A 13,093-nucleotide genomic window follows, 5' to 3' on the forward strand; every position below is an offset into this window, starting at 1 on the left:
CTACAAGTGTTGAAGCGGCTTCGTTATTCCTGGCACACTCCCGGCCCGGTCAGGACGCGTCGTGGACGGCGGCGACCGGGGCCACCGCCGCCGAGCGCAGGTGCCACGGCACGTCGATGACCACCACGCTGGGCTGGAAGAGCAGGCGGGCCTTGAGGCGCAGCGCGCTCTGGTTGTGCAGCAGCTGCTCCCACCAGTGCCCGACGACGTACTCGGGGATCACCACCGTGACGACGTCGCGCGGGCCCCGGCGCGGGAACTCCTTGACGTACGCGAGGATCGGCCGGGTGATCTCCCGGTAGGGCGAGTCGATCACCGTGAGCGCGACCCCGGTGTCCGCGGCGTCCCACGCGGCGCGCATCGACTCCGGGTCGTCGTCGACGGGCACCGTGATCGCCGTGAGCGTGTCGGGGCGCAGGAAGCGGGCGTACGCCAGCGCGCGCAGGGTGGGCCCGTTGACCGACGAGACGAGCACGAACACGTGGTTGCGGCTCGGCCCCAGGGGCCGGTCGGGTCCGACGGCGGTCTCGTCGGCCACCGTCGCGTAGTGCCTCGACACCGCCCGCATGAGCACGAACAGCAGCGGGACGGCGAGCACGACGATCCACGCGCCGTCGAGGAACTTGGTGACGAGCACGACGACGAGGACCGTCGCGGTGCTGACCGCGCCGACCGCGTTGATCGCCTGGGACCGGCGCATCCGGGCGCGCCCCTCGGCGCCCGGCTCGGCGAGCCGGCGCTGCCAGTGCCGCACCATGCCGAGCTGGGACAGCGTGAACGCGATGAACACGCCGACGACGTAGAGCTGGATGAGCGCGTTGACGGAGGCGTCGAACGACCAGATCAGCACGATCGCGAACAGCGCGAGCAGCACGATGCCGTTGGAGAACACCAACCGGTCCCCGCGCGTGTAGAACTGCCGCGGCAGGTAGCGGTCCCGCGCGAGGATCGAGGCGAGCACCGGGAAGCCGTTGAACGAGGTGTTCGCCGCGAGGACGAGGATCCCCGCCGTGAGGGCCTGCACGGCGTAGAAGCCGACCGTCCCGTCCCCGAACACCGCGGCCGCGACCTGCGCGAGGACGGTGCGCGGGGTGGCGCCCGCGGGCAGCCCGAGCTGGGTCGGGTCGGCGGCGGCGTGCACCCCGGAGACGACGGCGAGGACGGTGATGCCCACGCCCATGGTGACCGCCAGGGTCGCGAGCAGGCCCAGCGTGGTCGCGGCGTTGCGGGCCTTCGGCGGCTGGAACACCGGCACGCCGTTGCTGATGGCCTCGACGCCGGTGAGCGCCGTGCAGCCCTGGGCGAAGGCCCGCAGCACGAGGAACACCGCGAGCAGGCCGGTGGCGTGCTCGGTCGGCAGCACCGGCAGCCCGGCGCTCTCCGCGACGAGGTGGTGCCCCGACAGGGCGCGCACCGCCGCCCAGCCGAACATCACGAAGACGATCACGACGAAGCCGTAGGTCGGGGCCGCGAACGCCGTCCCGGTCTCGCGCAGGCCGCGCAGGTTCACCACGGTCAGCACGACGACGAGCCCGACCGCGATCGCGACGGTGTGCGGCCCCGCGGCCGGGATCGCCGAGGTGATCGCGGCCGTGCCCGCGACGACCGAGACGGCCACGGTCATCACGTAGTCGACCAGCAGCGCCGCCGCCGCGACCAGACCCGCCGACGGCCCGAGGTTCTCGTGGCTGACGATGTACGACCCGCCGCCCCGCGGGTAGGCGCGGCAGGTCTGGCGGTAGGAGGCCACGACGATCACCAGGACCGCGGCCACCACGACGGTGATCCACGGGGCGCCGGCGAAGAACGCGAGCCCGCCGGCGGAGAGCGCCACGAGGATCGACTCGGTGGCGTAGGCGACCGAGGAGAGCGCGTCGCTGCAGAAGATCGGCAGCGCGAGCTTCTTGGGCAGCAGGGTGTCGTCGAGCCGGGTCGAGGCCATCGGCCGCCCGACCAGCAGCCGCTTCGAGAACGTCGCACCCCACACGGTGGGCGAGCGTAGGAACGGCGGGCCCTCCCGATCGGGCCCGCCGCGACAAGAACGCGTCAAAACTTCCCGGCCGCGGCGGGGCGACGACGCGGACTCCGTGCCCCGGTGTCGGGAATCCTGCCGCGTTCGGCCCGGACGCCCGATTCCCGGTGCCGTCAAGGATGTGTAGACGGTTCCGCCACCGCGTAGGCGCCCGGCCACGATCCGGGCGTCGAAGGAGGACGCCGTGACCGGAGCGTCGGGCGCGGGAGCGCCGGGACCGTCCGCCGGCCTGCTCGTGCCCCCGGCCGCGGCGGTCGGGTTCGTCGCCGCCGTCGGCCTCGGGGCCCTGACCCCGGCGGGCTCGGCGTGGGCGCTCGCGGCGCTCGTCGTCGGGTGCGCGCTCACGGCGACGATCGGCACCCGGCGGGCGGCGGTCGCCATCGGGCTGCTCTGGGCCCTGTCGGCGGACGGGTTCGTGGCGCACCGCTACGGGCGGCTGGTGCCGGCCGACCCGGGCGAGCTCGCCTGGCTGGCCGCGTTCGTCGGCGCGGCGCTCTGCGGAGCCTGGTGCCGGCTCCCCCGGCGCCTCGTGGCGGACCGCGTCGAGGCCCTCCTGGCGGAGCCGTCAAAGAAGCCCACGGTGGTCGTCAACGACGCGTCAACGTCGCGCTGAGGGCGCCGGGCGCGGGCGCAGAGTCGGCTCCGACGCCCGCGGTGACCCGCCGCGGGCACCGACGCGTGAAAGGACGGCATGTGGTGGCCGACCTCCTGTATGCGGTGGTGGTGATCGCGGTGTTCGCGGTCCTGCTGCTCGCGGTCCGCGGACTGGACCGGCTGTGACCGCCGCGAACGTCGTCGGCGGCCTCGTCGCCCTGGCGCTGCTGATCTACCTGACCGTCGCCCTCGTCCGCCCGGAGAGGTTCTGATGGGCGACACGGCGGCGGGGCTGCTGCAGCTCCTGGCCCTCCTGGTCGCCCTGGGTGTGGTGTGGCGCCCGCTCGGGGACTGGATGGCCCGCGTCTACACCGCCGAGGGCCACTGGCGCGGCGAACGCCTGATCTACCGCCTCACCGGCGTCGACCCCGACTCCGACCAGCGCGCCGGCACCTACGCGGTGGCGGTCCTGGCGTTCTCGCTGCTCGGGATCGTGCTGCTGTACCTGGTCCAGCGCCTGCAGGGCGTGCTCGGGTTCGACCAGGGGCACGGCGCGGTGGACCCCGGCGTCGCGTTCAACACCGCGATCTCGTTCGTGACCAACACGAACTGGCAGTCCTACGTGCCCGAGACGACGATGGGTGCGGTCACCCAGATGATCGGGCTGACCGTCCAGAACTTCGTGTCGGCGGCGGTCGGGATGGCCGTCGCGGTGGCGCTGGTCCGCGGGTTCGTCCGGTCGCGGGCGGGCGGGCGCATCGGCAACGCCTGGGTCGACATCGTCCGGGGCTGCACCCGCATCCTGCTGCCGATCTCGGTCGTCGTCGCACTCGTGCTGCTCGCGCTCGGCGTCGTCATGAGCCTGCACGCCGGCGCCGACGTCGTCGGGGTCGACGGCCGCGCGAGCACCATCGCCCTCGCCCCGGCCGCCTCCCAGGAGGCGATCAAGGAGCTGGGCACCAACGGCGGCGGCGTCTTCAACGCCAACTCGGCGCACCCGTTCGAGAACCCGAACGGTGCCACCAACTGGATCGAGATCTTCGCGCTGCTCGTCATCCCGGTCGCGCTGACCCGGACGTTCGGGCGGATGGTCGGGAACCAGCGCCAGGGCGTGGCGCTGCTCGGCGTCATGGCGACGCTGTGGGGTGCGATGCTCGCGATCATCTGGGTCGCGGAGGCCCACGCCTCAGGGCCCGCGGCGGTCGCGGCCGGGGCGAACCTCGAGGGCAAGGAGGCCCGGTTCGGCGTCCCGTCCTCGGCGCTCTTCGCGAACTCGACGACGGCCACGTCGACCGGCGCGGTCAACTCGATGCACGACAGCTACTCGGCCTTCGGCGGCGGCGGAACCATCCTGAACATGCTGTTCAGCGAGATGACGCCGGGCGGGGTCGGGACCGGGCTCTACAGCATCCTCGTCGTCGCGATCATCGCGGTGTTCCTGGCCGGGCTGATGGTCGGGCGCACCCCCGAGTACCTGGGCAAGAAGCTGGGGCGCCGCGAGGTGACCTGCGCGGTCGTCGTCGTGCTGGCGATGCCCGCCGTCGTGCTGCTGGGGACCGGCCTCGCGATCGCGCTGCCCTCGACCGGTGACGCGCTGGGCAACTCCGGCCCGCACGGGCTCTCCGAGGTGCTCTACGCGTTCGCGTCGGCCGCGAACAACAACGGCTCGGCCTTCGCCGGGCTCACCGTCACCGGCCCGTTCTTCCAGACCGCGCTCGGCGTGGCGATGCTCCTCGGCCGGTTCCTGCCGATCGTGGCCGTCCTCGCGCTGGCCGGCCTGCTCGCGCGGCAGCCCCGGGTGCCGCCGAGCGCCGGGACGCTCGCCACCGACAAGCCACTGTTCTCGGTGCTCGTGGTCGGGACGATCGTCCTGGTCGCCGCGATCACCTTCCTCCCCGCACTCGCGCTCAGCCCCATCGCGGAGGGCCTGTCATGACCGTCCACCCCGAGACCCTGCGCCCCGTCGGCCACGGCACGGAACGGCCGCCGGACCACCAGGAGCACGTCCACGCCGAGCGCGCCGGCCGGGTCGGGGCGGGCGCGTTCCGGCCGGCCCAGCTGCTCGAGTCGCTCCCCGAGGCCCTGCGCAAGCTCGATCCCCGCGTCCAGGTCCGCAACCCCGTCATGTTCGTGGTGTGGGTCGGGTCGGTCGTCGTCACGGTGTCGGCGATCGTCTCGCCGAGCGTGTTCGCGTGGCTGATCGCGATCTGGCTGTGGTTCACCGTCGTCTTCGCGAACCTGGCCGAGGCCGTGGCCGAGGGCCGCGGACGGGCCCAGGCCGACGCGCTGCGCCGGACCCGCACCGACACCACGGCCCGGCGCCTGACCGGCGACGACTCCTCCGGCCCGCTCGAGGAGGTCCCCGCGACGACGCTGCGCCTCGACGACCGCGTGGTGGTCGAGGCCGGGCAGACGATCCCCGGCGACGGCGAGGTCGTCGAGGGCATCGCGACCGTCGACGAGTCGGCCATCACCGGCGAGTCGGCCCCGGTGGTCCGCGAGTCCGGCGGGGACTTCTCCTCGGTCACGGGCGGCACCACGGTCCTCTCGGACCGCATCGTCGTGCGGATCACCGCGAAGCCGGGCGAGTCCTTCGTCGACCGGATGATCGCGCTGGTCGAGGGCGCTCAGCGGCAGAAGACCCCCAACGAGATCGCGCTGACGATCCTGCTGGCGGCGCTGACGATCGTGTTCCTGCTCGCCGTGGTCACCCTCCAGCCGATGGCGATCTACTCCGGGGGCCCGCAGTCGCTGGTGGTGCTCGTCGCGCTGCTCGTCTGCCTCATCCCGACGACGATCGGGGCGCTGCTCTCGACGATCGGGATCGCCGGGATGGACCGGCTGGTGCAGCGCAACGTGCTGGCCACCTCGGGCCGGGCGGTCGAGGCGGCCGGCGACGTGTCGACGCTGCTGCTCGACAAGACCGGCACCATCACCTACGGCAACCGGCGCGCGACCGCGCTGCATCCCCTGCACGGCGTCGATACCGGCGAGCTGGCGCGCCAGGCGCGGCTGTCGAGCCTGGCCGACACCACCCCCGAGGGCCGCTCGGTGGTCACGCTCTGCGCCGAGCTGCACGGGCTGCCCGACGAGGCGAGCGCCGACGAGGCGGTGGCCGAGTTCGTGCCCTTCAGCGCGACCACCCGGATGTCGGGGATCGACCTCGACGGCGAGTCGGTCCGCAAGGGCGCGACGTCGTCGGTGCTGGCGTGGGTGCGCGGGCACGGCGACGACGAGTCGGCGCGCGCCCAGGTCGAGGCGATCGCCCAGGAGATCTCCGAGCGCGGAGGGACCCCGCTGCTCGTCGCCCGCCGCGGCGCCGACGGCCCCGCCCGCGCCGCGGGCCTCGTCGAGCTCTCCGACGTCGTCAAGCCCGGCATCGCCGAGCGCTTCGCCGAGCTGCGCACGATGGGCATCCGCACCGTGATGATCACCGGGGACAACCCGGTCACCGCGCGGGCCATCGCCGAGCAGTCCGGGGTCGACGACGTCCTGGCCGAGGCCACCCCCGAGGACAAGCTGGCCCTGATCCGGCGCGAGCAGTCGGGTGGGCGCCTGGTCGCCATGACCGGCGACGGCACCAACGACGCGCCGGCGCTGGCCCAGGCCGACGTCGGGGTGGCGATGAACTCCGGGACCGCCGCGGCCAAGGAGGCCGGCAACATGGTGGACCTCGACTCGGACCCGACGAAGCTCATCGGCGTCGTCGAGATCGGCAAGCAGATGCTGGTGACCCGCGGAGCGCTGACCACGTTCTCGGTGGCCAACGACCTGGCGAAGTACTTCGCGATCCTCCCCGCGATGTTCCTGGTGATCTTCCCGCAGCTCGCCGCGCTCAACGTCATGCACCTGGCGACGCCGGAGTCGGCGATCCTCTCGGCGGTCGTCTTCAACGCGCTCGTCATCGTCGCGCTCATCCCGCTCGCCCTGCGCGGCGTGCGGTTCCGGCCGATGGGCTCCGACGCGATGCTGCGGCGCAACCTGCTCGTCTACGGGCTCGGCGGCGTCGTCGTGCCCTTCGTCGGCATCTACCTCATCGACCTCGTCGTCCGGTTCATCCCGGGGATCGGCTGATCATGTCCACGCTGCGCGAGCACAGAGAACACACCGACACCACCGACGAGCCCACCCCCGTCCACCCGGTCACCGGCTCGGCGCTGCGCCGCCAGGGGCTCGCCGCCCTGCGCCTGCTCGTCGTGCTCACGATCCTGCTCGGCGTGGCCTACCCCCTCGGGATCTGGGTGGTCAGCCGGGTCCCCGGCCTGCACGACCAGGCCGAGGGGTCCCTGATGACGGCGGACGGGACCGCCACGGGGTCCTCGCTCATCGGCATCGACCCGGTCCCGGCGGACCCCTCCGGAGCCACCGACCCGTGGTTCCACACACGGCCCTCGGCCTCGGCCCCCGACAGCGCGACGGCGGGGCTGGGCCCGGCGGACCCGAGCACCTCGGGCGGGTCCAACGAGGCCGCCGACTCCGACGGCCTCGTCAAGGCCGTCGGCGAGCGGCGCGCCGCGATCGCGGCGCGGGAGGGCGTCGACCCGGCCGCGGTGCCCCCGGACGCGGTGACCGCCTCGGGCTCCGGGCTCGACCCCGACATCAGCCCGGCCTACGCCGCGCTGCAGGTCCCGCGCGTCGCCCGGGTGACGGGCCTCGGCCCGGACCGCGTCCGGGCCCTCGTCGAACAGGCCACCTCTGGGCGGACGCTCGGGTTCCTCGGCGAGCCGACGGTGAACGTGTCCGAGCTGGACGCCCTGGTCCACGGCGCCGCGCCCTCGGCCCGCTGATCGGAGGAAGCTGGGGACATGAGCAGGGAGGACGCCGCCGACGCGAGGCTCGGGTCGGGAGACCCGGCCGGCGCCGGGAGCGAGCGGCGCGGTGAGCTGCGCATCCACCTGGGTGCGGCGCCCGGCGTCGGGAAGACCTACGCCGCGCTGGCCGAGGCGCGCCGGCGGCTCGACCGGGGCACCGACGTCGTCGTCGGGCTGGTCGAGACGCACGGTCGTCCCAGGACGGCGGAGCTGCTCGACGGGCTCGAGGTCCTCCCCCGGAAGCCGGTCGAGTACCGGGGGACCGAGCTGAGCGAGCTCGACGTCGAGGGGGTCCTGGCCCGGGCCCCCGAGGTGTGCGTGGTGGACGAGCTCGCCCACACCTGCGCCCCGGGGTCCCGGCACGCCAAGCGCTGGGAGGACGTCGACGAGCTCCTCGACGCCGGCATCGACGTGATCTCGACGGTGAACGTGCAGCACCTCGAGTCCCTCGGCGACGTCGTCGAGCGCATCACCGGGGTCCGCCAGCAGGAGACGATCCCCGACGCGGTGGTCCGGGCCGCCGACCAGCTCGAGCTGGTCGACATCACCCCGGAGGCGCTGCGCCGGCGGATGGCGCACGGCAACATCTACCGGCCCGAGAAGATCGACGCGTCCCTGGCGAACTACTTCCGGACCGGCAACCTGATCGCGCTGCGGGAGCTGGCCCTGCTCTGGGTGGCCGACCAGGTCGACGTCGCCCTCCAGCGCTACCGCACCGAGTCCGACATCTCCGAGGTCTGGGAGGCCCGGGAGCGGGTCGTCGTGGCGGTCACGGGAGGACCCGAGAGCGCGACGGTGCTCAAGCGGGCGGCGCGCATCGCGCGGCGGGCGGGGTCGGCCGACCTGCTCTGTGTGCACGTACTGCGCGGCGACGGGCTGGGCCGATCAGGGGTGGGTCGATCAGGGGTGGGCGGCCCCGGCGGCGGCTCCGCCGGGGACCTGCGACGCATCGCGTCGGACCTCGGGGCCTCCTTCCACACGGTCGTCGGCGACGACGTCCCGGCGGCGCTGCTCGAGTTCGCGCGGGGGGTCAACGCGACGCAGCTGGTCCTCGGGACCTCCCGGCGCTCGCGCTGGGCCCGGCTGGTCGACCCCGGCATCGGGGCCCGCGCCGTGGCGGAGTCCGGCGCGATCGACGTGCACCTGGTGACGCACGCCGAGGCCGCCGGGCGGCGCACCGAACGGCGGAAGCTCTCGATCCCCGCGCGCCGGCGCGCCGTCGGCTGGCCGGCGGCCGTGCTCCTCCCGGCGCTGGCGACGGTGCTGGGTGTCCTGATCTCCGACCGGGTCGGGCTCTCGACCGACATCGTGGTCTTCTTCCTCGCCACCGTGGTGACCGCGCTGCTCGGCGGGCTCGGGCCGGCCCTGCTCGCCGCCGTCCTCGGCGGGCTGCTGCTCAACTTCTTCCTCACCCCGCCGGTGCACACCTTCACCGTCGCCGAGCCGGAGAACCTCGTCCAGATCGTGGCGATGGTGCTCGTCGCGGTCCTCGTGGCCCTCGTGGTGGACCGCGCGGACCGCCGCGCCGCCCAGGCCGCCCAGGCCCGCACCGAGGCGACCCTCCTGGCCTCGTTCGCCCGCGTGGTGCTGTCGCGGTCCGACCCGCTGCCCAAGCTGCTCGAGCGGGTCCGGGAGGCCTTCGGGCTCACCGCGGTGGCCCTGCTCGAACGCGGCGCCGGGGGGAAGTGGGACGTCACCGCCTGCACCGGGACGGCGCCCTGCGCCCGCCCGGAGGACGCCGACGCCGACGTCGAGGTCGACGAGGGCGTGCACCTGGTCGCCGGGGGCCGGGCGCTGACCCCCACCGAACGCTCCCTCTTCGCCACCGTGAGCGGGCAGGCGCTGCTCGCCCTGCGGAATCGGCGCATGGCCGCGGAGGCCTACGAGGCCCAGCGCCGCGCCGACGCCGCGGGCCTGCGCACGGCGCTGCTCTCGGCGGTGGGCCACGACCTGCGGACCCCGCTGGCCGCGATCAAGGCGGCGGCCTCGAGCCTGCGCGATCCGACGGTGACGATGTCGGCGACCGACCGCACGGAGCTCCTCGCGACGGTGGAGGAGTCGAGCGACCGGCTCACCACGCTGGTGGACAACCTGCTGGACTCGTCGCGCCTGGCGACCGGCGCGGTCACCCCGCAGCGGCGCCCGGTGGGCTACGACGAGATCGTGGCGATGACCCTGGCCACGGTCCCGGCCGACGACGACCGGGTCCGGGTGGAGGTCCCCGACGACCTCCCCGACGTCCTCGCCGACCCCGGGCTCGCCGAGCGGGTGGTGGCCAACCTCGTCGACAACGCCCTGCGCTACGGCGGCCCCGACCCGGTGACCCTGCGCGCGAGCGCCTACGCCGACCGCGTCGAGCTCCGGGTGGTCGACACCGGCCCCGGGCTGCCCCGCGGCCGGGCCGAGCGGCTCTTCGTGCCCTTCCAGCGCCTCCACGACCACCCGGCGGACACCGGGATCGGGCTCGGGCTCCACGTGGCGCAGGGGTTCGCCGAGGCGATGGGCGGGACGCTGGCGACCGAGGACACCCCGGGAGGCGGGCTGACCATGGTCCTGACGCTGCCCGCGGCCGAGCCCGGGACGGCGAGCGCCCCGGCCCCGTCGGCCTGGTCGGAGACGACGGCCTGACGCGCCACCGCAGTCCGACCGTCCGCCGCCGCGCGAGGGAGTCCCCACGCCTCGATCGGATCTCCACCGGACGCGCAGCGGCTCCTTGATCTTCGACCCGCTCCCCTCGCGGCTGCGCCGACCGCCCGAGTGGGTTGCTCTCGCACCAGGCGGCAACGATCGTGTGCGCGGCGCGGTGGTCCTCCGGGAGCCCATCGACGTCGCTGCCGGAGTGTGTGCGCGGCGCACACACTCCCCGCCCGCATCAGCGGCGGGCGGCCACCGCGTCCCGCAGCGCCACCGCGTCGTGCGGGGCGTGGCCCTCGGCGTCGTTGTCGAAGAAGACGAGGACCTCCCGCGGCGCGACCGGCGGCGGGGCCGAGGGCGCGATGGTGTCGCCCGAGACCGGCGCCTCCCCCGCCGCCCACGCGGTGACCTTGGCGGCCCAGCCGTCGAGCGCCGCCGCGTCGTACCCGCTGCGGTAGAGCTCGTCGTGCCCGTGCAGCCGGACGTAGACGAGGTCCGCGGTGACGTCGTCGAAGCACGGGAACTCACCCGCGCTGTCCGAGACGACGAGGGCCACGTCCTGGGCGCGCAGCAGCTCGACGGCGTCGGGGGTCCGGAAGCTCGGGTGCCGGACCTCCAGGGCGTACCGCATCGGCCGGTCCTCGTCGGTGACGGTGCAGGGGTCGGGGACGCGGTCGGTGTGGTCGGCGGCGAGCGCGGCGGCCGCACCGGTGGTGCGCGGGAGCATCGCCAGGAACTCGCCGATCCGCTCCGCGTCCCAGCCCAGGTTCGGCGGGAGCTGCCAGAGCACCGGCCCGAGCTTCGGCCCGAGCGCCAGCAGCCCGGAGGCGAGGAAGCGGCCGAGGGCCTCCTCGACGCCGCGCAGCTTGCGCATGTGGCTGATGTAGCGGCTGCCCTTGACCGCGAAGCGGAAGTCCTCCGGGGTGGCCGCGGCCCAGGTGCGGAACGACGAGGCGCGCTGCAGCGAGTAGAAGGTGCCGTTGACCTCGGCGGCGTCGAGACGCCCGGACAGGAACTCGAGGCGGCGCCGACGAGCGAGGCCGTCGGGGAAGAACGAGCCCTGCCAGGAGTCGTACGTCCAGCCCGACGTGCCGACGCGCACGAGGCCCCGCCCGGTGCCCGTCACGGCGCCCGATCGTAGTCGGCCGTCACACTCGCGGTCTCCGACGTGGGACATCGTGACGGCGACTGGCAGGATCACACGGTGATCGCAGTGGTCGCGGGCATCGTCGCGCTCGTCATCGTCACCGCCCTCGTGCGGGCCGGCGCGCGCCGCACGGGTGTCCCCGACCCGATCGCGCTGCTGGTCGTGGGCATCGGACTCTCCTGGGTGCCGGGCCTGCCGCAGTACCACATCGACCCCGACCTGGTGCTCGTCGTCGTGCTGCCGGTCCTGCTCTACTGCGCGGCGTTCGCCGCCTCGGTGCCGGCGTTCCGCATCCACCTGCGCCCGATCCTGCTGCTCTCCGTGGGCCTGACGATCGTCACCGCGCTCGCCGTCGGCGGGGTCGCCGAGGTGCTGGTGCCCGGGCTCGGGTTCGCCGCGGCCTGCGCGCTGGGGGCGGTGGTCGCGCCGCCCGACGCGGTGGCCGCCACCGCGGTGGCCCGCACCATCCGTCTCCCCCGCCGGGTGGTCGCGCTGCTCGAGGGCGAGAGCCTGTTCAACGACGCCGCGGCGCTCACCGTGCTCACCGTCGCGGTCGGCGCCGTCGCGGGCGACACCTTGTCGTTCCCGCAGGCGGTGGGCCGGTTCCTGGTGGTCAGCGTCGGCGGCCTCGTGGCCGGCGCGGTGGCGGCGCTGGTGATCGGCTGGGTCCGGCAGCGGGTGACCCACCCCTACACCGACGTCGTGGTGTTCCTCGTGGCCCCGTTCGTGTCCTACCTGCCGGCCGAGGAGCTCGGGGCGTCCGGGCTGGCCGCGGTGGTCGTCTCCGGGCTCTACCTCGGGCACCGCGCCACGACGATCATGGAGCCGGGGGCCCGCGTCGTCACCGGCGCCGTGCGCACCGCCGTGTCGTGGCTGCTCGAGGGCATGGTGTTCCTCGTCGTCGGGCTCCAGCTGCGCCAGGTCGTCGTCGGGATCAGCGGGATGGCGCCGGGCGTGGTCGCCGGGGTGACGCTGGCCGTCGTCGGGACCGTCGTCGCCGTGCGCTTCGCCTGGGTGGTGCTCGCCGAGCAGGGGCTCGCGACGCTCCTGCGGCGCCGGCACGCGTCGTGGACCGAGACGACGCTGACCGCCTGGTCGGGGATGCGGGGGGCGGTGTCCCTCGCGGCGGTGCTCACCCTGCCGGTCGCGCTGCCCGACGGGCGGGCGTTCCCGCAGCGCGACCTCGTCGTCTTCGTGACCTTCGTCGTCATCCTCGCGACCCTGCTCGGGCAGGGCGTGACGCTGCCCGCGCTCGCCCGCCGGCTGCCCGGGACGCACGGCGAGGCCGTCGAGGAGGCGCAGGAGGAGGCGCGGGCGCGCCGGCTCGCGGCCGACGCCGCCCTCGAGTGCCTCGAGCAGCTCGAGCGCGAGGAGCCGGGCCGGCGCCAGGTCGTCGAGCAGCTGCGCCGCCGGGTGCAGAACCGCATCGAGGCGGCGACCGAGGCCGAGGAGGCCGCGGAGGCGCAGGCCGACGCCGCGGGCCCGGGCTCCGCGGACGCCGACGGCGGGGAACCCGGGGAGGCGGCGCCGGAGACCCCCGAGCACGAGCTCCCCGACCCCGAGGCGGCCGGCCGCGGCGGCACGACCGAGTCGGTGGCCGCCCCCGCGTCCCACGACGACGAGGGCGACGGTGCCCACGAGTCCACCCGGGAGTCCTACCGGCGCTACGGCCAGGCGATGCTGGTCGCCGAGCGGAGCCGCCTGCTGGCCCTGCGCAACGCGGGCACGCTCGGCGAGGACGCCTTCGTCCGGATCCAGCACGAGCTCGACCTGGAACAGGCCGCGATGATCGTGCGGTGATCGGCACGGGTTTGCTTCCCGGGCGCATCGTCAACCCGGACCCGCCCCGACCATCCCGCCCCCGGTCGTCCTCCC

The 13,093-nt window shown here is 74.5% G+C and carries 9 protein-coding genes; 7 read left to right on the top strand and 2 right to left on the bottom strand.

Features of this window, described 5'->3' with window-relative positions; all coding sequences use genetic code 11:
* Positions 1–49 precede the first annotated feature (49 nt).
* Entirely contained in the window at positions 50–1,987 is a 1,938-nt protein-coding gene (locus HH311_RS01730; protein ID WP_312029876.1) for an APC family permease, read from the bottom strand.
* 229 nt (positions 1,988–2,216) lie between these two features.
* On the opposite strand from HH311_RS01730, the gene HH311_RS01735 reads away from it, so the two are divergent.
* The 6 genes from HH311_RS01735 (at position 2,217) to HH311_RS01760 (ending at position 10,065) form a co-directional block, all read left to right on the top strand.
* Positions 2,217–2,645, top strand: coding sequence for a hypothetical protein (locus tag HH311_RS01735; protein WP_169181855.1), 429 nt, complete (start codon positions 2,217–2,219; stop codon positions 2,643–2,645).
* A 163-nt stretch (positions 2,646–2,808) separates the two neighbouring features.
* The gene (kdpF, locus tag HH311_RS01740) at positions 2,809–2,898 is read left to right on the top strand and encodes a K(+)-transporting ATPase subunit F (RefSeq protein WP_169181856.1); all 90 of its coding nucleotides are present in this window, start codon (positions 2,809–2,811) and stop codon (positions 2,896–2,898) included.
* Positions 2,898–4,562, top strand: a complete 1,665-nt coding sequence (gene kdpA / locus HH311_RS01745; RefSeq protein ID WP_169181857.1) for a potassium-transporting ATPase subunit KdpA — start codon at positions 2,898–2,900, stop codon at positions 4,560–4,562. Before kdpF ends, kdpA begins: the two co-directional genes overlap by 1 nt.
* Positions 4,559–6,700, top strand: coding sequence for a potassium-transporting ATPase subunit KdpB (gene kdpB / locus HH311_RS01750; protein WP_169181858.1), 2,142 nt, complete (start codon positions 4,559–4,561; stop codon positions 6,698–6,700). Before kdpA ends, kdpB begins: the two co-directional genes overlap by 4 nt.
* A 2-nt stretch (positions 6,701–6,702) precedes the next feature.
* On the top strand, positions 6,703–7,413 hold the full coding sequence (locus tag HH311_RS01755) for a potassium-transporting ATPase subunit C (protein ID WP_169181859.1): 711 nt from the start codon (positions 6,703–6,705) through the stop codon (positions 7,411–7,413).
* A gap of 18 nt (positions 7,414–7,431) precedes the next feature.
* Entirely contained in the window at positions 7,432–10,065 is a 2,634-nt protein-coding gene (locus HH311_RS01760; RefSeq protein ID WP_169181860.1) for a DUF4118 domain-containing protein, read from the top strand.
* Positions 10,066–10,309: 244 nt separating this feature from the next.
* Here the strand turns inward: HH311_RS01760 and HH311_RS01765 are convergent, their stop codons facing one another.
* The gene (locus HH311_RS01765) at positions 10,310–11,197 is read right to left on the bottom strand and encodes a DUF72 domain-containing protein (protein WP_312029877.1); all 888 of its coding nucleotides are present in this window, start codon (positions 11,195–11,197) and stop codon (positions 10,310–10,312) included.
* A gap of 78 nt (positions 11,198–11,275) precedes the next feature.
* Between HH311_RS01765 and HH311_RS01770 the strand changes: the two genes are divergently transcribed.
* On the top strand, positions 11,276–13,018 hold the full coding sequence (locus tag HH311_RS01770) for a Na+/H+ antiporter (protein ID WP_169181861.1): 1,743 nt from the start codon (positions 11,276–11,278) through the stop codon (positions 13,016–13,018).
* Positions 13,019–13,093 lie beyond the last annotated feature (75 nt).

It is taken from the genome of Actinomycetospora sp. TBRC 11914 (genome assembly GCF_012933465.1).
In the GTDB taxonomy this organism is placed as follows: Bacteria; Actinomycetota; Actinomycetes; order Mycobacteriales; family Pseudonocardiaceae; genus Actinomycetospora.

Coding starts and splice junctions, on each gene's coding strand:
- kdpA (WP_169181857.1), top strand. CDS start 2,898: ATGGGCGACACGGCGGCGGGGCTGCTGCAGCTCCTGGCCCTCCTGGTC.
- kdpB (WP_169181858.1), top strand. CDS start 4,559: ATGACCGTCCACCCCGAGACCCTGCGCCCCGTCGGCCACGGCACGGAA.
- HH311_RS01755 (WP_169181859.1), top strand. CDS start 6,703: ATGTCCACGCTGCGCGAGCACAGAGAACACACCGACACCACCGACGAG.
- HH311_RS01760 (WP_169181860.1), top strand. CDS start 7,432: ATGAGCAGGGAGGACGCCGCCGACGCGAGGCTCGGGTCGGGAGACCCG.